General features: G+C 68.4%; 26 protein-coding genes. 10 read left to right on the forward strand and 16 right to left on the reverse strand.

Going from position 1 to position 19,740, the window contains the following annotated elements:
• Positions 1-115: 115 nt before the first annotated feature.
• From thpD to F5X71_RS20900, 7 genes are all read right to left on the reverse strand, one after another.
• Positions 116-1,021 carry an ectoine hydroxylase gene (gene thpD, locus F5X71_RS20870; protein ID WP_167463566.1) on the reverse strand — a complete coding sequence of 302 codons (906 nt, stop codon included), beginning with the start codon at positions 1,019-1,021 and terminating at the stop codon, positions 116-118.
• Between the two features lie 6 nt (positions 1,022-1,027).
• Positions 1,028-1,426, reverse strand: coding sequence for an ectoine synthase (locus F5X71_RS20875; protein WP_167463567.1), 399 nt, complete (start codon positions 1,424-1,426; stop codon positions 1,028-1,030).
• Entirely contained in the window at positions 1,423-2,700 is a 1,278-nt protein-coding gene (gene ectB / locus F5X71_RS20880) for a diaminobutyrate--2-oxoglutarate transaminase (protein ID WP_167463568.1), read from the reverse strand. The genes F5X71_RS20875 and ectB overlap by 4 nt, the downstream gene beginning before the upstream one ends.
• Complete coding sequence (ectA, locus tag F5X71_RS20885; protein ID WP_167466605.1) at positions 2,697-3,227, reverse strand: diaminobutyrate acetyltransferase; 531 nt, start codon at positions 3,225-3,227, stop codon at positions 2,697-2,699. The genes ectB and ectA overlap by 4 nt, the downstream gene beginning before the upstream one ends.
• A 150-nt stretch (positions 3,228-3,377) precedes the next feature.
• Positions 3,378-4,457 (reverse strand): sensor histidine kinase, encoded by a 1,080-nt coding sequence (locus F5X71_RS20890; protein ID WP_167463569.1) that lies wholly within the window; start codon positions 4,455-4,457, stop codon positions 3,378-3,380.
• Entirely contained in the window at positions 4,444-5,154 is a 711-nt protein-coding gene (locus F5X71_RS20895) for a response regulator transcription factor (RefSeq protein ID WP_167463570.1), read from the reverse strand. Before F5X71_RS20895 ends, F5X71_RS20890 begins: the two co-directional genes overlap by 14 nt.
• Before the next feature lie 401 nt (positions 5,155-5,555).
• On the reverse strand, positions 5,556-5,963 hold the full coding sequence (locus F5X71_RS20900) for a hypothetical protein (protein WP_238815367.1): 408 nt from the start codon (positions 5,961-5,963) through the stop codon (positions 5,556-5,558).
• A gap of 219 nt (positions 5,964-6,182) precedes the next feature.
• On the opposite strand from F5X71_RS20900, the gene F5X71_RS20905 reads away from it, so the two are divergent.
• Complete coding sequence (locus F5X71_RS20905) at positions 6,183-6,422, forward strand: hypothetical protein (protein WP_167463571.1); 240 nt, start codon at positions 6,183-6,185, stop codon at positions 6,420-6,422.
• A gap of 20 nt (positions 6,423-6,442) precedes the next feature.
• On the opposite strand, the gene F5X71_RS20910 is transcribed toward F5X71_RS20905, so the two are convergent.
• The 4 genes from F5X71_RS20910 to F5X71_RS20925 form a co-directional block, all read right to left on the reverse strand.
• Positions 6,443-7,228, reverse strand: coding sequence for an RNA polymerase sigma factor SigF (locus F5X71_RS20910; RefSeq protein WP_167463572.1), 786 nt, complete (start codon positions 7,226-7,228; stop codon positions 6,443-6,445).
• Positions 7,218-7,649 carry an ATP-binding protein gene (locus tag F5X71_RS20915; protein ID WP_238815368.1) on the reverse strand — a complete coding sequence of 144 codons (432 nt, stop codon included), beginning with the start codon at positions 7,647-7,649 and terminating at the stop codon, positions 7,218-7,220. The genes F5X71_RS20910 and F5X71_RS20915 overlap by 11 nt, the downstream gene beginning before the upstream one ends.
• 203 nt (positions 7,650-7,852) lie before the next feature.
• Positions 7,853-8,524: a PAS and ANTAR domain-containing protein gene (locus F5X71_RS20920; RefSeq protein WP_167466608.1), complete on the reverse strand. Its 672-nt coding sequence runs from the start codon at positions 8,522-8,524 to the stop codon at positions 7,853-7,855.
• Between the two features lie 98 nt (positions 8,525-8,622).
• Positions 8,623-9,042, reverse strand: a complete 420-nt coding sequence (locus F5X71_RS20925) for an STAS domain-containing protein (protein WP_167463573.1) — start codon at positions 9,040-9,042, stop codon at positions 8,623-8,625.
• A gap of 274 nt (positions 9,043-9,316) precedes the next feature.
• Between F5X71_RS20925 and F5X71_RS20930 the strand changes: the two genes are divergently transcribed.
• Both F5X71_RS20930 and F5X71_RS20935 read left to right on the forward strand, forming a co-directional pair.
• Positions 9,317-9,469 carry a hypothetical protein gene (locus tag F5X71_RS20930; protein WP_167463574.1) on the forward strand — a complete coding sequence of 51 codons (153 nt, stop codon included), beginning with the start codon at positions 9,317-9,319 and terminating at the stop codon, positions 9,467-9,469.
• Positions 9,470-9,640: 171 nt separating this feature from the next.
• A complete protein-coding gene (locus tag F5X71_RS20935) occupies positions 9,641-10,864 on the forward strand; it encodes a glycosyltransferase (protein ID WP_167463575.1) in 1,224 nt (407 codons plus the stop codon).
• A gap of 18 nt (positions 10,865-10,882) precedes the next feature.
• Here the strand turns inward: F5X71_RS20935 and F5X71_RS20940 are convergent, their stop codons facing one another.
• Complete coding sequence (locus tag F5X71_RS20940) at positions 10,883-11,419, reverse strand: DUF6328 family protein (protein WP_238815369.1); 537 nt, start codon at positions 11,417-11,419, stop codon at positions 10,883-10,885.
• 242 nt (positions 11,420-11,661) lie between these two features.
• On the opposite strand from F5X71_RS20940, the gene F5X71_RS20945 reads away from it, so the two are divergent.
• The 4 genes from F5X71_RS20945 (at position 11,662) to F5X71_RS20960 (ending at position 13,785) form a co-directional block, all read left to right on the forward strand.
• Entirely contained in the window at positions 11,662-12,636 is a 975-nt protein-coding gene (locus F5X71_RS20945; protein WP_167463577.1) for a glycosyltransferase family 9 protein, read from the forward strand.
• A gap of 66 nt (positions 12,637-12,702) precedes the next feature.
• Positions 12,703-13,044, forward strand: coding sequence for a hypothetical protein (locus F5X71_RS20950; protein WP_167463578.1), 342 nt, complete (start codon positions 12,703-12,705; stop codon positions 13,042-13,044).
• 71 nt (positions 13,045-13,115) lie between these two features.
• Positions 13,116-13,574, forward strand: coding sequence for a hypothetical protein (locus F5X71_RS20955; RefSeq protein WP_167463579.1), 459 nt, complete (start codon positions 13,116-13,118; stop codon positions 13,572-13,574).
• 19 nt (positions 13,575-13,593) lie between these two features.
• Positions 13,594-13,785, forward strand: a complete 192-nt coding sequence (locus tag F5X71_RS20960; RefSeq protein WP_167463580.1) for a hemerythrin domain-containing protein — start codon at positions 13,594-13,596, stop codon at positions 13,783-13,785.
• Here the strand turns inward: F5X71_RS20960 and F5X71_RS20965 are convergent.
• Positions 13,782-14,780, reverse strand: coding sequence for an IS481 family transposase (locus tag F5X71_RS20965; RefSeq protein WP_167463581.1), 999 nt, complete (start codon positions 14,778-14,780; stop codon positions 13,782-13,784). The two genes, F5X71_RS20960 and F5X71_RS20965, sit on opposite strands and share 4 nt — an antisense overlap.
• A gap of 200 nt (positions 14,781-14,980) precedes the next feature.
• Entirely contained in the window at positions 14,981-16,072 is a 1,092-nt protein-coding gene (locus tag F5X71_RS20970; protein ID WP_167463582.1) for a P1 family peptidase, read from the reverse strand.
• Positions 16,073-16,189: 117 nt separating this feature from the next.
• Between F5X71_RS20970 and F5X71_RS37070 the strand changes: the two genes are divergently transcribed.
• Together F5X71_RS37070 and F5X71_RS37075 are read left to right on the forward strand one after the other, a co-directional pair.
• The gene (locus F5X71_RS37070; protein ID WP_238816095.1) at positions 16,190-16,570 is read left to right on the forward strand and encodes a hypothetical protein; all 381 of its coding nucleotides are present in this window, start codon (positions 16,190-16,192) and stop codon (positions 16,568-16,570) included.
• Positions 16,471-16,683: a Rieske 2Fe-2S domain-containing protein gene (locus F5X71_RS37075; RefSeq protein ID WP_238815370.1), complete on the forward strand. Its 213-nt coding sequence runs from the start codon at positions 16,471-16,473 to the stop codon at positions 16,681-16,683. The genes F5X71_RS37070 and F5X71_RS37075 overlap by 100 nt, the downstream gene beginning before the upstream one ends.
• A gap of 131 nt (positions 16,684-16,814) precedes the next feature.
• On the opposite strand, the gene F5X71_RS20980 is transcribed toward F5X71_RS37075, so the two are convergent.
• Complete coding sequence (locus tag F5X71_RS20980) at positions 16,815-17,048, reverse strand: phosphotransferase (RefSeq protein ID WP_203218197.1); 234 nt, start codon at positions 17,046-17,048, stop codon at positions 16,815-16,817.
• 225 nt (positions 17,049-17,273) lie between these two features.
• On the opposite strand from F5X71_RS20980, the gene F5X71_RS20985 reads away from it, so the two are divergent.
• Positions 17,274-17,786 carry a hypothetical protein gene (locus F5X71_RS20985; RefSeq protein WP_167463583.1) on the forward strand — a complete coding sequence of 171 codons (513 nt, stop codon included), beginning with the start codon at positions 17,274-17,276 and terminating at the stop codon, positions 17,784-17,786.
• Positions 17,787-17,825: 39 nt separating this feature from the next.
• Here the strand turns inward: F5X71_RS20985 and F5X71_RS20990 are convergent, their stop codons facing one another.
• Positions 17,826-19,724, reverse strand: coding sequence for a CocE/NonD family hydrolase (locus F5X71_RS20990; protein ID WP_167463584.1), 1,899 nt, complete (start codon positions 19,722-19,724; stop codon positions 17,826-17,828).
• Between the last annotated feature and the right edge of the window lie 16 nt (positions 19,725-19,740).

Here is a 19,740-nt window from a genome sequence, read left to right on the forward strand (position 1 = left end):
GATCGTACCGCCGATCCGGAAACCGCGCGCGGCGAGCCGACACAGCGCGAGGGCGCACTTCGCACTGCCGGATGATCCGGCGGCGAAGCGCGCCCTCGCTCTTGCGGTCGGTGCCTCAGACCGACAGCGGCGTGAAGTCGCGGCTGCCGATGTAGCCTGGTCGCGGCGCGGGCGCGGCGAACGGCTCGACCAGGGCGTTCTCCACGCTGTTGAAGACCAGGAAGATGTTCGAGCGCGGGAACGGCGTGATGTTGTTCGATGAACCGTGCATCAGGTTCGAGTCGAACAGCAGCGCCGAACCGGCCCGCCCGGTGAACTGGCTGATCCCGTACTGGTTCGCCAGCGTGGTGATGTCCTCCTGGGTCGGCACGCCGATCTCCTGCTCCTGCAGGGATTCCCGGTAGTGCTCGGCGGGCGTGCTGCCCAGGCAGGGCACGAACGTCCGGTGCGAGCCGGGCATCACCATCAGGCTGCCGTTGATCGGGTAGTTGTCGGTGAGCGCGATGGACAGGCTCACCGCCCGCGGCGCAGGCATGCCGTCCTCGGCGTGCCAGGTCTCGAAATCGGAATGCCAGTAGAACCCGGTGCCGCGAAAGCCCGGCATGTAGTTGACCCGGCTCTGGTGGATGTACACCTCGGAGCCGAGCACCTGCCTGGCCAGCCCGGCCACCCGCGATTCCCGGACGAGGTCCGCGATCGCGGCGCTGAGCCGGTGCACCTCGAAGACCGACCGCACCCGGTTCGACGACTTCTCCACGATCACCCGGTCGTCGTCGCGCAACGCGGGATCGCCTGCCAGCCTGCCGATCTCGGCGCTGAAGTCGGCGACCTCGGTGGGTGTGAGCAGTTCGTCGATGCTGGCGAAGCCGTCGGTGTCGAAGGCGGCGAGCGCCGGGCTCTCGACCGTGCCCCACACCGTCGGATCGGTGCGATCCAGGTGCGTTGCCGGTGCGTCTATCCGGGTCGGGTAGCGATCGATCCGGTCGGTCGAGGGTCGAGTTTCAGTGTGCTGCAAAACCATTACCGCCTATCCCCCGATCGTCGAGGCAACGAGCGGGTACGCGCCGGTGCTGTCGTGGACCTCCTGCCCGGTGACCGGAGGATTGAACACGCACATCATCCGCATCCGGGTGCGCGCCGAGAGCTGGTGCCGCTCGTTCCCGTCCAGCAGGTACATCGAGCCGGGACCGAGCTCATAGGTCACGTCGTTGTCGAGATCGGTGAGTGTGCCCTCACCCTCGATCAACCATACCGCTTCCACGTGGTAGCGATAGTGGAACTCGTGCGTGCTGCCCGCATCGATGGTGGTTTCGTGGAAGGAGAAACCGACGCCGTCGCCGCCGAGGATGATGCGCTTGCTGCGCCAACCCTCCCCTGCCACATCGCGTTCGGTGCCGGTGATCTCGGCGGTGGTCCGTACGATCATGCGATCGCCCCTACTCCATTGCAGACGGTGTCCACGGCGCTGGTCAGGATCTGCAGGCCGTGATCCAATTCCTGATCGGTAATCGTCAACGCGGGCAACAACTTCACCACCTCGTCGGTGGAACCCGAGGTCTCCACCAGCAAGCCGCGCTCGAACGCGATCTGGCAGACCTTGCTCGCCTGCGACGGGTCATCGAACACCACGCCGTGCACCAGGCCGCGACCGCGGGTCGATACGCCGGAGACGTTGCCCGCCAATTCCGTCAGCGTACGCGCGATGTGCTCACCCTTGGCCAGCGTCGCGTTCTGCAGGGTGTCATCGGACCAGTAGTGCCGCAGCGCGACATCGGCCGTGACGAAGGCGGGGTTGTTGCCGCGAAAGGTGCCGTTGTGCTCACCCGGCGACCACTGGTCGAGCTCGGACTTGAACAGCACCAAGGCCATCGGCAGACCGTAGCCGCCGATCGACTTCGACAGCGTGACGATGTCGGGAGTGATGCCCGCGAGTTCGAAGGAGAAGAACGGGCCGGTGCGGCCGCAGCCCATCTGCACGTCGTCGACGATCAGCAGGATGTCGCGCGCGGCGCAGAGCCCGGCGAGGTGGCGCAGCCATTCCGCGCGAGCGACATTCACCCCGCCCTCGCCCTGCACCGTCTCGACGATCACCGCGGCCGGACGGTCGAAGCCCGACGAGGTGTCGTCGAGCACCTTCTCCATCCACTGGAAGTCGGCGGTGGTGCCGTCGAAGTAGCCGTCGTAGGGCATGTGCGCCGCGTGCACCAGCGGCACACCGGCGCCCGCGCGCTTGGCCGCGTTGCCGGTAACCGACAGTGCGCCGAGCGTCATGCCGTGGAAGGCGTTGGTGAAGCTGACGATCGTCTCCCGGCCGGTGACCTTGCGGGCCAGCTTGAGCGCGGCCTCGACGGCGTTGGCGCCGGTCGGGCCGGGGAACTGGACCTTGTAGTCCAGCCCGCGCGGCGCGAACACGGTGTCGCGCAGGGTTTCGAGCAGACTGCGCTTGGCCGAGGTGGACATGTCGAGCCCGTGCGTGATGCCGTCGCTGGCGATGTAGTCCAGCAGCGGCTGCTTGAGCACGTCGTTGTTGTGGCCGTAGTTCAGCGCGCCCGCGCCCGCGAAGAAGTCGAGGTAGTCCTTGCCGTCCTCGTCTCGCAGCCAGCTGCCCTTCGCCTTGGCGAAGACCGCGGGCCAGGCGCGGCAGTAGCCGCGCACGTTCGATTCCAGACTTTCGAATATGCTCGTGTCGGCGGTGATCATCGGTGGTCCTCCTGCGTTGTGCGAGCGATCGGTGCGATGAGGTAGAGGTCCTCGGACTCATGGCTGTCCGGGAAGACGCCCGTATCGAACAAGGGGCGCTTGGTCATTCGGGCCTCGCGCTGACGGGCGAGCGAGCCGAACAGCGCGATGGACGCGGCGTTGTCGGGCGAGATCGTCGTCTCCAGCGTCGTAACGCCCTGCGGGACAACGGCGTCCAGCAAAGCGTGCAGCAGTTTGGCGCCGGTGCCCCTGCCGCGCTGGGCCCGGTCCACCGCCACCTGCCAGACGAACACCGTGTCCGGGGCCTGCGGGCGGATGTAGCCGATCACGTAACCGACCACTCGGCCGCGCACTTCGGCGACCACCGTGGTCTGCGCGAAGTCACGGCACCACAGCAGGTAGGCGTAGCTCGAATTGACGTCGAGGACCTCGGAGTTCTTCGCGATTCGCCACAGCTCGGCGCCGTCGTCGACGCGTGGCGCGCGCAGAACCAACTCGGCCTGGGGGCGGCCGGGGTCAGGTCCCAGCGCGGCCGCGGCCTGCTCGACACGGGATCGCTCGATCTCCGCGGTGTTAAAAGTTGGCACTGACATACAACTCCCTGGTCGGGCCTGTAGTACTTATCCAGGCTTACGAATCAACTTTGAGCTGACCTGGTCGAGTTCATTACGGTTGTGTTACGGCTCGATTGCGCGGACGCCGGGCAGGGTGGCCACGAACCGGGCGCCGCCACCTGGTCGGCCCACGCATTCGACGTGGCCACCGTGCTTGGCGACGGTCTCGGCGACCAGCGCGAGACCGATCCCGGTCCCGGTCGCCGAGCGACGGCCCGAGCGCGCGGTCGCGAAACGTTCGAAGATGCGCACCCGGTCCGCGGGTGGTACGCCCGGGCCCGCGTCGTCCACGACGATCACCGCCGCGTCACCCACCCGGTCCACGGCGACCGCGACCACGCCGCCACCGTGCAGATCCGCGTTCTGCAGCAGATTCAGTACCGCCCGCTCCAACTCGAGCTTGCGGCCGAGCACCACGACGTCCTCGTGCACGGTCAGTAGATCGAGCGGGTAGCGACGCTCGGCGAGGGTGTGCCGCAACAGATCTCGCACCGACAGCGGTTCCTGGTCGCCGCGGTGCATGCCCGCCTCGACCCGCGCGAGCGCGAGCAGATCGTCGAGCAGCCTGCGCAGATGGTCCACCTCGTCGGTGACCAGCGCAAGCGCCCGCTGGGAGCGGTCCGGCAGGTCGGCGCGATGCCGGTTGAGCACGTCCACACTGGCCACCAAAGTGGTGAGCGGAGTACGCAATTCGTGACTGACATCGCCGAACAGCCGATGCTCGCGCTCGATGCGCCGTTGCAGCGAGTCGACCATCGAGTTGAACGACTCGACGGTGGTCGCGAGATCCTGGTCGTGAGTGCTGGACAGGCGCAGATCGAGATCACCGGAGGCGATCCTGGCCGCGGTGGCGGCCAGCTGGTGCAGCGGCGTGAGCACCCGCCTGCTCGCCCACCAGCCGACGGCCGCACCGATCGCGGTGACCGCGACCGCGCAGGCGACCAGTACATTGCGCAGCAGGTCCAGATTCGCCTGCAGGTCGGTGGCACCGGCCTGCGCGTGTTCGAGATAGCTGCGACTGATGGTGAACACCGAGACCACGAGCACCAGCGACATCAGCGCGCTGATCGCGGTGAACACGGCGGTCACCCGGCCGCGCAGACTCCAGCGTTTCGGATCGAGCCAGCGTTCAGCGCTGGACATCGAGGCGGTAGCCGAGCCCGCGCACCGTCACCACGACGCGCGGGTCCGAAGCGTCCCGTTCGATCTTCGTGCGCAGCCTGCGCATGTGCACGTCGACGATCCGCTCATCGCCGAAAAAGCCTTGGTCCCATACTCGTTCGAGCAAGACGGTGCGACTGAGCACCCGGCCAGGGGTCTCGGCGAGCTCACACAGCAGGCGGAACTCGGTCAGCGTCAGCCGGATCTCCTCCTCGCCGCGACGCACCACGCCCGCGTCCTGCGCGAGCACCAGCGGCGCCTCGGGGTCCGCGTCGAGCACCACCTCCTGTGGCGGCGCCTCACGTTCGGCGGTGAGCCGCGCCCGGCGACGCACCGCCCGCATCCGCGCGGTGATCTCCTTGATCTCGAACGGCTTGGCCACGAAATCGTCGGCGCCTGCCTCCAGCGCGGCCACCACGTCGTGGGTGTCGTCGCGCGCGCTGACCACGATGATCGGCACGTCGTGCTCGCGGCGGATCTCTCGGATGCAGTCGAAGCCGTCCATGTCGCCGAGCATCAGATCGACGATCATCACATCGGGGACGCCGTTGCTGCGCAGATGGGTGAGCGCGTCCTCGGCCTCCTCGGCCTCCGCGACGTCGTAGCCTTCGTCCTCCATGGCGAGCCGCAGCGCACCCCGGACCCGGTCGTCGTCCTCGACGATCATCAGGTTCGTCATCGTCGCACCTCGCCGACGCTCGGCTCCACGACGACCGTGAAGGCGGCTGTGCCCCTGGTTCGCTCGCTACGTTCGCTCAAATACCTATCCTTTGCAGACACGCGGGACGCCTGCCGGTGCGGAGAATCGCATCCCCATACCGACGCGACATTCCGCTTGTTCGAGCCACCTTGCCGATCTATCGGGTACCCGAACGCCTCGTCCGGTAAACGCCGCGTGGGCGCTTGATCAGCGGTTGTACCGGCCCGCACCAGCCGCAACGGTTGCGGTACGCGGGACGGTGACGGGCGGCGCACGCCTGTCTGGTTATCCATCCACCCTTGCCGCATGAGCGTCGTTATGCAACCGTTACGTGATGCCCCACACACGACTGCCCCGGATCCGCCCCCCGCACGCACGGCTCAGCGATCGTCGCGGTTCGACCGTTCCAGCCGGTTGAAATTGCTCGGCGTCCCATCCGGGAGCTGTTCCTGGTAGCGAAAGTGCAGGTGCCGTTCCTCAAAGGTGGCGAACCACTCGTCCCAATCCACCGGCCGCAGCACGGCGCCGCCGTAGCCGGGGAAATCCAGCCGCAGCGAACCCATCGGCCCGCCGTAGGCGATGCCGGGCATGGTTGCCGGCGTGGCGCCACGCCGCTCCGCCCACTGCCGGATGGTGTCGTGATCCCTGGTGACCCGAGTGCTTTCCACACTCCCGGCGCGCGTGCGCTCGCGCCGCTCGGGTGCGGGGTTGTCCTGCTGGTACTTGGTCGACCTCGAGGTCCCCGGCCCGCCGTACGGATTCCGGGTGCCTAGTCGGTGGTCGTTCATGACGATCTCCCTGAGCCATCGGCATCGTAAGTCCGGTTCCTTTTCACGTACCCGACGCCAACTTCACGCAAACCGGCACTGCGGCACAAAGGCCCCGGAATGCAGCTGAAACGCGCCGAAACCGCTGATCGACAGCGGCTCTGTGAGGGGAGTCACGGGTGGCTACCAGGTGGTTGGGGCCGTCCCCGCTGGGTACCGCTGCCTCGAGGAGGCAATCCCATGACCACGCCAGAACCGCACGAACCGAGCCCGATTCCCCCTGTACCGGAACCCGATCCGGTGCCACCGGTCCCGGGCCCCGATCCCGCGCCCGCACCGCCGCAACCCGGTCCCGATCCCCTGCCGCCGGTCCCCGAACCCAGGCCGGCGCCGGACCCCGGCAGGCCGCTGCCGCCGGTGCCGGAGCCGGGCGGCCCGCTCTCCCCGCCGACCGACCCCGTGCCGCCGAATCCGCTCTGAGCGCAGCGGAATTCGGGCTCTCAGTCGCGTAGCGCGTCCTCGCGCAGCTGATGCAGGGTTCTCGACAGGATGCGCGAGACGTGCATCTGCGAGACGCCGAGCACCTCGGCGATCTGGGACTGGGTCTTCGATTCGAAGAACCGCATGATCAACACCCGGCGCTCGCGCTCGGGCAGTTCCTCGATCAGCGGGCGCACCGCGAGGTAGTCCTCCACGAGATGATAGGAGGGCTCCTCGGCGCCAAGGCTTTCCAGCAGCGGCAACGGCGCGTTGTCGATGTCGTCGCCGACCACGGCATCGATCGAGGCGGACTGATAGGCATTGCCCGCGATCAACGCCTGGGTCACCTCCACCAGGTCGACCTCCAATTCCGCGGCGATCTCCCGCGCGCGCGGCATCCGGCCGAGCCGCTGCGACAGCTCCTCCACGGTGGCGCCGATTGTGAGTTGAATCTCCTTGGTGCGCCGGGGAACTCGCACCGACCAGGTGTTGTCCCGGAAATGCCTGCGCACCTCGCCCATGATGGTCGGCACGGCGAAGGACAGAAAGGACGAGCCCCGGGCCACCTCGAAGCGATCGGCGGCCTGCACCAACCCCAGCCGCGCCACCTGGAGCAGGTCGTCGAAATTCTCACCGCGCCCGGCGAATTTGCGTGCGATGTGCTCGGCCAGCGGCAGGCAGCGTTCGATGAGTTCGGCGCGCATCGGTTCCCGGCGCGGGTCGCCCTCGGCCAGCGCGGCGATCTTCTCGAAGAGCGGCTCGATGTTGTCGTAGCTGTCGCCGCCGCTGGCCGTCCTACCCGCCATCGGATGCCCTTCGCACCCAACTGAAGTCGACGACGGTGGGATATCCGGCCACGGCGCCGTCGAAGGGCGCCTGCGACGCGGCGATCGAATGCGTCAGGGTGCGCACGATATGCCAGCCGAAACCGGCCTGACCGACCACCTGTTCGGACGTGGTCGCCGCGGCGACGTGCACGAACATCTGATCGGTGTCGTAGGTGAACTCGCACTCGAGCTGCGAGCCGGGCACCGCGTCCAGCACCAGCGAGGTGGCCACCTCGTCCAGGGCCAGCCGGATGTCGGTGACCTCGTCGAGCGCGAAATCGGCGATGAGGGCGACGGTCTCGGCGAGCGCGCGCAGCATCGTCAACTGCTCCAGCCGCGCGGGGATACGGACGCCGATTGTCGTTGTTTCCGTAGAGGATCGGGAAGACCACTCCCCCATGCCCATCACCACCTTGCTCTCGCAGCCGACCCGGAGCCGCCAGGTTGTCGGGATCCGGTTCTCGCGGGCCGCCCATTCGCCCACCACCGCGGTCGGACACGCACCACAGCCGAACCCAGCGCCAGGAGACTGAAAATCGCTCCGCGGCGCTGTGTTCCCTACCGTCGTACCCGGCGCGATCGGCCTGAAACGTGGGTCGCGGCTCAGTCCGCGACGATCCTTTCATGCGCGGTGAGCAGCAGATGGTCGAACTGGGTGCGCAGGCCGGTCGTCGAACTCGTCAGCGACGCCAGGTCGTCCACCAGACGGGCGGCCAGGGTGCGCAACTTGATATTGGTCTCCTGCGAGCGCCAGCTGAGCACCCGGAACGCCTGTTCCGCACTGACGCCGTACACCAGCATCAGCGCACCCTTGGCCTGTTCGATCACCGCACGGGAAGCCCACAGTTCCGGCAGGGCGTCGTCGAGGGCCTCCTGTCGATGTTCGGCGAGCGCCTCGGTGACGTCGATGTAGTACCCGGTCGTGCCGACGACCGCGCCGTCCTCGAACATATGGTCGGCCACCACGATGACGTGATGGACCCGCCCCGTTGTGTCGAGGATGCGGTGGCGGCTGGAGAACGGCTCGCCCTCCTCGATGGACTTGGCCAGTGCGCTGGCCACCTGAGCCCGATCGTCGGGGTGTTTGTGGGTCAGCAGCAACTCGGTCGTCGGCTTGACGGTGCCCGGCGCGTAGCCGTGGATCACGGCTACCTCGTCCGACCATTCCCAGCGCTCGCCGACGAACCAGAAACGAAAACTACCGACACTCTGGCGTGTCCCGGCCCCGATCACCCGGTCCAGCGCGAGTGCGTTCTCGGGCTCGACCGGCCCCATGTCAGTCACGGTGCAATTATCCGCCGAACAGCCATGCCATGCGAACAGGTCGGGTCGCGCCACGCCGAAATCGGCGTGGCGTACCAGATTGCCCCGTCTCACCCGTCGAGTGCGGCGCGCACCGAGGGATAGGCGCTGAACAGCGACCTGACCCCGGAGACCTCGAGCGAACGCTCGACCTCGCGCCCTGCGCCGACCAGCCGGATATCCACGCCGTCGCACGCGGCGCGCTGCCGGGCGGTGGCCAGCGTCGCGGCGGCCCGGATACTGAGGAACCGCGCGGCGCGCAGATCTATCACCACCGTCCGGCGGTCGGCGCGGATCGCCCGTTCGACGGCCGCGGCGAACTGTGGACAGGCGATGGCATCCACTTCGCCTTCGACCCGGACCACCATGCCTTCGTGCCTGCGATCCACGCGCTGGACGCAGGCACGGCTGTCGGTCCGGCGGTGGCGCGGCGCGGAACCGTTGCGGTGCACACCTTCGGCGTACTCGTGTAGTGCGGAGTTAGCGGACATATGCGGCCTCCCGTTGCGGGGGGTGTCCGATTCGACGCCACTGGCTGAAGCGATGGGAGGGGTCCTGGGCACCGTCGCACGAGGAGCGAATCGGTTGTCGCCACGATCCCATCGGCCGGTATGTGGTGGGTGCGGACGCCTGCGTCGAACCGGGGTCGGCTGTCGTCTCAACCTCAGTACAGTGTGGCACGCCACGCCGCCGCTGTCACACGTTCGGCGGGCACGCTGACCAGCACAAGGGTTACGAAACCGGCCAGCGGGTACGCCATCTCTCATGAAGGCCACGAACACACCGGGCCCGGCTACCCGTCCGCAGCCCACACCCCCGCACTTCCCCGGCACCGGCACCGTCGCGCTCGTCGCGACGGCGGTACTGGTGGCACTGCTGTCCGTGGTCGCACTCGGCATCGTCGTCTCGACCATGTGACGTCGTCTCGACCATGTGACGGCGCGGGCGTAACGCCGGGCAGGCCGGCTGGTTTCGTTCCCCGGCACTCGGGCATTCCAGGCAGGTATCCGAAAAGCATTGGGTCGCGCGATATCTGGTCGCGGGTGACGCCGCCGCATGCCCCGCGGCTGTGAGAGAACGGAGCACGTCGTGAAGATTGCCATGGTTTCCGAGCACACCTCCCCGCTCGGCGAGCCCGGCGGCGCCCATTCGAGCGGTCAGAGCGTCCATGTCGGTGAGCTGGCCGCAGCCTACGTCCAGCGGGGACACGAGGTCTCGGTCTATGTGCGACGAACCGACCCGACCAGCCCGGTGGAGGTGGCGACGGCGGCGGGTTACCGGCTCGTCCGCGTGCCCGCCGGGCCGCCGCGGGCGCTCCCGTTGAACGAAAGCCTGCCGCATCTGGGCGATTTCGGCAGTTTTCTGCAGCGGCACTGGGCCAAGGACAAGCCCGATATCGTGCACGCGCACTTCTGGATGTCCGGGCTCGCCGCGGAATTGGCCGCACGCACCCACGGCATCCCGGTGGTGGTGACCTTTCACGCCCTCGGCACCGTTCGCCGCCGTCACCAGGGTCTGGCCGACACCAGCCCGCGCTCGCGCATCCGTTTCGAGCGCCTCATCGCCGGGCGCGCCGCGCACATCGTCGCGACCTCCGCGGACGAGGTGGTCGAGCTGACCAGGATGGGGGTGCCCCGGTTCCGGATCTCGGTCGTGCCGTCCGGCATCGACCTGGCCTCGTTCACCCCCGAGGGCGCGCGCGCCGAACGCGGGCAGCGATTGCGGCCGCACCGGCTGCTCTCGGTAGGAAAGCTGGTGCAACGCAAGGGTTTCGACGTGGCGATCAAGGCACTTCAGGAGCTGCCCGATACCGAGTTGGTGATCGCGGGCGGACCGGTCGGCGACGACGTCGAGGACGACAGCGAAGGCAGGCGATTACGCAGGCTCGCGATGGAATACGGTGTGCAGGAACGGCTTCGCATGCTGGGACCGCTGCCGCGGGCCGAGCTGCCGCGCTGGTATCGATCCGCCGACGTGGTGCTGTGCACCCCGACGTACGAGCCATTCGGCCGCACCGCACTGGAGGCCATGGCGTGCCGGAAACCGGTGGTGGCCACCGCGGTCGGCGGCCTGCTCGACACCGTGGTCGACGGCGTGACCGGCCGGCTCATCGCACCGCCGGACCCGCTCGCGCTCGCCCGCGCGGTGCGCCCGCTGCTCGACGACAAGACCCTGCGCGAAACCTGGGGCGCCGCCGGATATCAGCGCGCCGCTGGTCGCTACGCCTGGGATCAGGTGGCCTTGGAGACGTTGTCCGCCTACCACCGTGCCGCGCCCGCGCACGCGGGCGAGGTCGTCTCCTCGGTCCGCTGAGCCGGACCCCGATCGAATTCAACTCTGCGCCGACGCATCCCCGCCGCGCGGGGTCCGCCACCACCACGGCACGATCCACCAGGCCGCGAGAAACAGGATCGCGACGACCACCCCGGCGAGCACGCCGCCGGTCGTCCCCGTGACCAGCTCGAAGACCAGGATCATGGCGCCGGTCAACGAGACACCGAGCAGGCCGATCCCGAGCATCGCGCAGCGGTGCGCCGCGGCGACGACGTTGCCGAGCCGGTGGCGCCGGAACAGGATGCGATGCCAGGAGATCGGCGCGACGAGAAAGACGGTCGCGCCGATGGCGGCGGCCAGGGTGATCAAATACAGCAGCCGCAGCGGCGGGGACAAGGTCGCGAACGAGGCCTGGAACGGCACGATCAACAGGGCCGAGATGAGAAACTGCACACCGGTCTGCACCACGCGCAACTCCTGGATGAGGGTGCTCCAATTGCGGTCCATCCGTTCGGTCTCGGTCTCCCCGCGCGCGTCCCGGTTCCACTCGTCGTCCGCGCGCGGCCGCTCGGACGCGGGGTCGCGCTGTGCCACCGGGTCACTGTGCTGTTCGACCATTTCGCTCGTCCCTTGCCGGCTCGACGCCCTTCCTCGGCCGCAGCGCGGCGCCACGGCGACTCCGGCACCTGACCGCTTACCCGGCCCCGCGCAAACGAATCACAAAGTCGGACACTCGACCAGGGCGAATGCCGGACTGGACCGGATCGGGCGTTTCGGATCACCGGCCCCGGGCACACGGCCGGTATGAAAACCGCGCATCGAAAGCTGCCGAGCCCATGACCGGCCACGTGCTGGTGGCCCGGTTGGACAGCGCGGGTGATGTGCTGCTGGCCGGTCCCGCAGTGCGCGCCGTCGCGCGCAAAGCCGACACCCTCACCTTTCTCGCCGGGCCGCGCGGCAGTTCGGCCGCCGCCCTGCTGCCCGGGGTGGATCGCGTGCTCGAGTTCGAGGCCGCCTGGGTCGGCGCCGATCCGCCGCCGCTCACCCACGCCGGCGTGCGTGCGCTCATCGAATGCCTGCGTCTGCTCGCCCCCGACGAGGCCATCATCGCGACCTCGATGCGGCAATCGCCGCTGCCGCTGGCCCTGCTGCTGCGGATGGCGGGCGTGCCACGGATCAGCGCCATCAGCCCCGAGCACGCGGGCACACTGCTCGACGTCCGCCATCGCGTAGACGACGCACTGCCGGAACAGATTCGGACCCTCTCGCTGGCGGCCGCCGCGGGCTACCCGCCGGGCGATCATCGGCTGCGGGTACGCCGGGATCTGCCCCAGGTCGACGAATTGACCGGCGGCCCAGGCTATATCGTGCTGCACCCGGGTGCCGCGGTACCGGCGCGCCGGATGTCGGCGACGCGCAGTCGCGAGGTCGCGGCGGCGCTCGTCGACGCGGGGCACCGGGTGGTGGTGACCGGCAGCCCCGCCGAGCAAACCCTCACCGGGACAGTCGCATACGGCCTTGCCCGCGACCTCGGCGGCGCCACCGATCTCGCCGGTCTGGCCGCCGTGCTGCGCGATGCCGACGCGGTGGTCGCCCCGAATACCACCGCCGCACCGCTGGCCGCAGCGGTGGACACCCCGGTGGTTTCGCTGTTCGCACCGGTGATCCCGGATCGATGCTGGGCGCCCTACGGTGTGCCGACCGTCGTGCTCGGCAACCGCGACCGTCCGTGCGGCACGCACTGTCTGGACGCGATACCGGATACCGCGATCGTCTCCGCGACCGAACTGCTGCTCCGCAGCGCCGGTTGAGCGCCGCTCGCCGGGGTATCCGCCCGAATATCCCCCATGGGTGATGTGGATCAGAAAGGACGCTTCATGATTCCCGGACCGAACGAATCGACCACGGGACACAGCGGTGCCGAGCACCACGGACATCCCGTAGAGAACTTCCCGGACTACAACCGGACCGCACGCACCCACGTCGGCGAGTCCATCGCCGACACCCGCAACTGGCCGGGCATCGTGCTCGTCGCGCTCGGACTGGTCGGGCTCGGGCTCACGCTGACCGCGGCAGGCTACGGCTTCGAAGGCTGGGCCGTCATCGGCGCCATCGCCACGGTGCTGTGCTTCGCCGCCGGCATCCTGCTGGTGGTCGCCGAGCACCGCAGGCTCAAGGCCAAGGAGGGCAGGCAGCTCAGCGACCAGGCGGGGCACTGATTGCCGCTCGCGCACCCGGGTATTGCGCAGGAGACGCCGTCATCAACGGTTCCTGTACCGAGGAGAACGACATGACCCATCATCGCCGCCGGTCCGGGTTGCGCGCCCTGCTGGTCGCGGGCGCGCTCGGCGCGACCGCACTGGTCGCCGCGTGCTCGGACGCCGACAACAGGGAGCCCGCCCCCGCGACGCCCACCGACTCGTCGATCACGCTGTCCATGCCGTCGGCCACCGCGCAGGTGCCCGACCCGGATGAAGTCGGCCCGGCGGCCGGAAAACAGCTGTGCGACATGATGAGTCCCGAAATCGACAAGTGGCGCGCCGCGGGCGCCGCCGTCGCACGGGTGAGCTTCAACGGCACCGTGCACAACTGGGCCGTGCGCAACGGCGGACTCAACGACACCGTGCTGAAGGACCGAAGTGTCATCGACAAGATCACAACCGAGAACTGCCCCGACGTTCGCGAGCAAGCACTCGAGGCCCTCGACGCGTCCGATCTCGCCGCCGCCCTGGTCGGGTTCGGCGGGTGAGCGGCGACGGACCGGGCCGATGACCGAACGACATCACCGCACCGTCGTCGAACTTCTTGTGCTGCAACATAAGCGAATGCGCGAACTGCTCGAGGAAATGCTCGCCTCGGTGGGCCAGGAGCGCCGGGCCTCGTTCGAGGAATTCGTGCGCTGGCTCGCGGTGCACGAGGCCACCGAGGCGGAGTTGATGCACGCCACCATCGGGCCCTAGTTGTATGAGGCCATGACGTTGGTGACGCCGGTTCGGAGGCGGCTCGCTGGTGGCCGGTTTCCAGCGGCCGAGTGTGGTCGATGATAGTTGTAGTGGATGTTCCAGATCTGCAGCGCCTGCTGGCGCTGCAGATCTGAAGTCCACTCGCGGGCGTAGAGGAATTCCTCGGCCAGGATCCGGTTGTAACGCTCGACCTTGCCGTTGTGCCGCGGTGTGTAGGGCGTGATCCGCTGATGGCGGGCACCGAGGAGCACCTTCGCGAAGTCGCGGGCTTTGTAGCAGGCACCGTTGTCGGTGACGATCCGTTCGATGCTGGTGATGCCGTGAGCGGCGAAAAATGCCCGGGCCCGGAACACGAAACCGATTGCCGTGACTGCTTTCTCGTCCGGCAAGGCTTCTGTGTAGGCCAGCCTCGAGTAGCCGTCGACAGCGGTGTGAAGGAACACGTAACCGGGCCTGCAACGTTTGTTCGCCGCGCGGGCGGCTTTGTCCTGGGCCGATCCTCGACCGTGGATGCGCCAGCCGCCGCCGTCGGGGATCTTTCCGACCTTCTTGATATCGATGTGGACCATATGGCCTGGTCGGCGGGCGATGATCCGGCGCGGGGCCCGGTTCGGTTCACCGTTGGGGTCCAGAAACCGGCGTCGGTTCAGCCCGAGCCGGACCAGGTGCCGGCCCACGGTCCGCACCGAGATCCGGGTGCCTTCGGCTGCCAGTTCAAGTGAGATCCGGCGAGCGGACCATTTCCTGGTCCGGCGCAACAGTTCGATCCGGGCCACCACCTGCACTGGCGTGGCCGATGGTGACAGATGCGGGGCGCTGGACCGGTCGAGGAGCCCGAGCTCGCCGTGCTGACGAAATCTGTTGACCCACTTCGACGCACATCGGCGGGAGATGCCCATCTCGGCGGCGACATGGGCGATCGGGCGGGTCCGGCAGCGGTCCACGAGCCGGTGGCGGCCCTCGACAGTCAACGGGGCATTACGGTGAGACACGGCGGTTCTTTCGGTCGCGTGGCGGATGTGTGAGTTGGCGCTTCACATCCTGCCGCCGGAAGAACCGCCCCCTTTCAGCTCACCCCACGCCCCGCGTCACCAACGTCACGACCCACAACACCTAGTGCTTCGTCCACAAGAGCAAGGCCGTCGAGCAACGTGCCGAACCTCCCGGACGAGCGCTATGTCTGGACCGGGCGCTACGTCCGCGAGACCTCGTCGCGACCGAGCAGCCGCAGCACCGCCTGCACCGGCAGGCCGGGCGAGCGATGTCCGTTGCGGCCCACCATGGTCCGGCCCGCGAACAGCGCGTTGAGCACCGCCTCCTCAACCGCCTCCACCGCCGCCTCGTAGAACGGATTCAGCTGCCCCCAGGGAATGAATCTCAGTTGTTCATACGGGGTTTCGCCGTCCGGGTAGGAACTGGTCAGCGCGCCCTCGTTGGCTGTGGAGAAGGCAAGGAAGATGTCGCCGGAGAAGTGCGAGCCCGTGGTGCCGGTCCGCGCCAGACCGAGCGGCACCCGCCGTGCCAACGCGGTCAGCTGGCCGGGTAGCAGCGGCGCGTCGATGGCGAGGACCACGATGACCGAGCCCGAACCCGCAGGCGCGGACCAGGTTCCGAGCGGGTTGTCGTCCTGCAGGCGCGCCCCGACCGGCACACCGCGGATCACGAGTTCCCGGCGGGCACCGAAGTTCGCCTGCACGAACGCGCCCACTGTGTACGTGTCCACGCCGTAGCCGACCCGGCGCGAGGCGGTGCCGTTGCCGCCTTTGAAGCCATAGCAATTCATGCCGGTGCCACCCCCGACACTGCCCTCGGCCACTGGCCCGCCCGTCGCGGCGTCGATCGCCGCGACGGCATCGGCGGTGCTGACGTGCGCGCCGTTGATGTCGTTCAGGTAGCCGTCCCAGGTCTCGGCGACCACCGGTAGCGCCCAGTCGTCCGGCAGGTCCGGGAACGCGCCGACCAGCCAGTCGACGATGCCGCGGTGGCAGGTGCCGACCGCGTGGGTGTTGGTGAGGAGCACCGGCAGCGACAGCGCGCCGGTCTCGGTGAGCCAGGTGGTGCCGGTCATCTCGCCGTTGCCGTTGAGCGCGTACCACCCCGCGGCGCACGGCAGGAACACACCGTCGCGCCCGCGCGGCAGGATCGCGGTGACGCCGGTGCGCACGTTCTCGTCCCGGATCAACGTGGTGTAACCGATCTGCACGCCTGGCACGTCGGTGATCGCGTTGAACTGTCCCGGTACACCGGTGAATTCGAGTCCGTGCTCTCGTGCGCGCAACGTCATACGCTGAGGCTAGTTCCTGGACTGGGGCACTGGGGAACAAACTCTCCTGCCGCTCGGCGTTTTCGGCGGAGATCCTCCGGTGCGCGCTCGGCTGTCGCGGACCTCGACCGGCCGCGTTTGCGCTGCTTCGGGCCGCTGCTCCCCGGACAGGACAGCATCCTGCTCGGCACGGGATACGCGAAGTGGGGACTCACCAACGGCGTCGCCGCCGCCATGGCACTGGCCGGGCGGATCACCGGCAAGTCGCCGAGCTGGGCGCAGGCGTTTTCGAGCTGGCGGCCCCGCGAACTCGAGTCGCTGGGCGCCATCGTGGCGGCGAATACCGCGGTGGCCCAGCAACTCACCACCGGTTGGCTACGTACCGCCACGCACCGCCCGCACACGATCCCCGCCGAAGGATGCGGCACCGTGCACCGCCATGGCCTGCCCCCGCCACCAGCACGGTCGACGGCGTCACCACCAGCGTCTCCGCCATCTGCCCGCACCTCAACGGCATAGTCGGCTGGAACGACGCCGAACAGTCCTGGGATTGTCCCCTGCACGGCTCCCGCTTCGCCGCCGACGGAACACTGTTGGAGGGCCCGGCAACCGGATCACTGCGTCCGCGATAGCAATCCCTGCTACCCCGCGGTTCTCGGCGCATAGCAAGTTCCTGTGTGCAGGCCGCGGGACCGGTGCGGGCACGGCTGGGTCTGTCGGAGTTGTCGGTGTGGTCCCGCCCCCGAGGTCCAGGGTCGCACCACTATCGAGCGGCGGGGCGTCCGCGCGGAGTCGTCAGCGCGGACTCCGCGCGGGCAAGGATCTCGGCCACGGTCTGGTCGACGGTGAGATCCGAGGTGTCCAGCCACAATCCGATGCGGGGCGTCTCGTCGCGCAGCACGGTGTCGAGGTCCTCGACAGTGAACGCACCGTAGGCCACCTTGCCGCGACCGGCCTCCCGTGCGGCGACCGCGGCAAATCGCGGAGCGAGCACCACCACGTACAGCGGGCGGGCCCGGAACTGCTCGATGGTCTACGGCACCATCATCCGGGGGTGCCACCAGCAGAACCTGCGGGGAGTCGCCGCGACGAGGCAGGTCGACACCACGGCGACCTGTGGTCCGCTCACCCCACCGAAGTCAGGGCCGGTCGCGCCGGAGACCGGACCTACTGTGGCATTCTGTCCTGCGCAGGGTGGTCGGGATGAGCAAGGTGGGTTGTGGTGTCGAGTCGAGATGTGGAGTTGGCCGCGCGGTGGTGGCAGTGGGCGATGTCGATACCCACCGAACGCAGCCCGGTCTGCGACGAGACCGGGCGATTCGCCGGAGAGGCTCAGCCCACCGATGTCTGGTTCCTCGCGGGCACGTTCGGCGGCAAAGCGAGCAGGCGTTGCGAGATCCCGTACGGCAGGCCGATCTTCTTCCCGCTGTTCAACGTGATGCAGAAACTCACCCTGCGCAACCGGCGCATCCCCTACGTCGCGACCGCCAGCGGTCACGCCGAATTGAACGGCGTCACACTGCCGGTCCGTGAGGTCGCCAACCGCAAGCCGTTCCCGGTGGCGGCCGCCCCCGGCGGCCCGTTCGGCGAGCACGGCCACTACCGGGCGACCGCCTGGGGTCTCTGGGCGGGCCTCGAAGACCTCGCCTACGGCAACTACATCCTCACCTTCGGCGGCGAATACGAACCCGGCGGCTTCTGGGTAGAAGCCACCTACGACCTCGAAATCGTCTGACCGGCATCGCGAGTCGTCACTATCGAACCCGTGCGCCGGCTACTCCGCCGCACGGGCGAGAAATGTCAGGTAACTCGGGTCTCGGGGGTCGAGGACGATGGTTTGACCGATGATGCGACGTCGGCGCCAAGGAGCCAGGAAGTGGCGCGGGGTGCTGGTGCGACTCACGGCGACGCGGAGGCGATGGCCGGCCCGGAGCAGGGCTTCGGTCGGATTGATTTCGATGTCGAGGGTGAACGGTGTGCCGGGTTCGACGGGAAGTACCGCGTCGGCGGTAAGGGGGTGCAGCGGGAACAGGAGTTCACCGTCGCGGTAATCGCTTGCGGCGGTGTCGATCGCACGATGGGTGGACAGCAGGGCACCACGGGTCAGCGGGACCGACGCGCCGTCGGGTTCGACATCGCAGACGGTGACCGACCAGAAGGCGTCGGTGCCTGCGGCTTCGGCACGAAGACGCAGGTTCATCGTTCCCGACACGACGGTGTCGACGGTGAACGGCGCGCTGGTGAAGGTGACCGCGCCTGCCTCGGCGTGCCGGTCGTCGGTGCCGAACCGACTGCCGAACAGCAGGGCGATGCCCATGCTCATGACGCCGGTGTTGTTGGAGGACAGGCGCGCCCGTCCGGTGGGCAGCGGTAGTCGCGATTCGACCTCGTTCGGTGCGGCGGTGAGCGCGGCGTCGGTGCCCGCGTGCGGTGCCGTGCCACTGTGCGCCGGGTCGAGATAGAGTTTGGTCACCTGCACCGCCGGGTCGGGAAACCGGCTGTGCCGCATCCACTTCCCGTCACCCTGCCGGCGCACGGTCACCGGCCCGTAGCGATCGATGCCGTTGTCGATGCCCTTGACCCAGCGGTCGAACCACGCGCACTGCAGCTCGTCGATCGGCTGCGGGCTGTCGGCGGCGCCGAATCCCGAGCCCGCGGTCAGGTGGTACGAGTCGTCGACCAGTACCTGTTTCGCTCCGCCGGACAACGGGATCCGGTCGAACATCCGGAAGTTGGACCGGTTGTAGACGTCGTGCCAGCCGCCGTGGATCCAGGTCGGCACGGCGATGTCCTCGAAGCGCGCGAGTTTGCTCGCCCACATCGGGTTGAGGAAGCTGTCGGGGTGGTTCTCGGTCAGCCCGATCTCGACCGCGTGCCGCACCCAGCTGGCCGGGTCTGCGCATCGGTCGCGCAGGAACTGCCTGGTGATGCCCGCCTTGCGCAGCCCCGACACGGACGGCAGCCATTTGAAGCCGTTGACGGCCAATATCCACACCAGCATGCCGGGGGTGGGCACACCGCCGGTCAGTCCCAGCTCGCGCACCTGGTCTTCGCCCGCCTCGATGGCGAACACCGCCCGCAACCCTTCCGGCCGCAGCCCGGCGGTGATCAGCGCCGAGATAGCCCCGTAGGAGATGCCGGTGACCGCGAATTCGCCGTTACACCATGGCTGTTCGCGTACCCACGCGACGGCCTCCAGATAGTCCCGCTGTTCGCGGGGCTGGAAGAAGTCCCAGCTGCCGGTCGAGGTGCCGGTGCCGCGGACGTCGATCATCAACCCGACGTACCCGCGCAGGACCGCGGTGCGGTTGATCACGAACGGCTCGAGGATGCCGCCCGCCGGGGTGTGCAGCACGTCGCGCGCCGTGAACCGCCGCCGGTCCGAGCCGCCCACCTGCGCGCTGAGCCTGCGTAAGGTGTTGTGCCAGCGCATTGCCCGGCGGTTGAGCATCTTGTTGTAGGCGGTGAAGTTGATGATCGCGGGCAGCGGTTCGCGGGCGGGCCCGGCACCGTCGCCGGGGCGCAGGATGTCGGCGGTGAGGACGGCGCCGTCGGACATCGGGATGGGAACGGTATTGGCGCCGAACAGTTTCGGGTATCGCACCGGGCCGATCTCGAATCGGTGGTTCGGCGCTACCGTGGTCGCCGCGGTGATGCTTGGCTGGGCCGTCATAGTGCACGACGATAGG

The organism is Nocardia brasiliensis (assembly GCF_011801125.1).
In the GTDB taxonomy this organism is placed as follows: domain Bacteria; phylum Actinomycetota; class Actinomycetes; order Mycobacteriales; family Mycobacteriaceae; genus Nocardia; species Nocardia brasiliensis_C.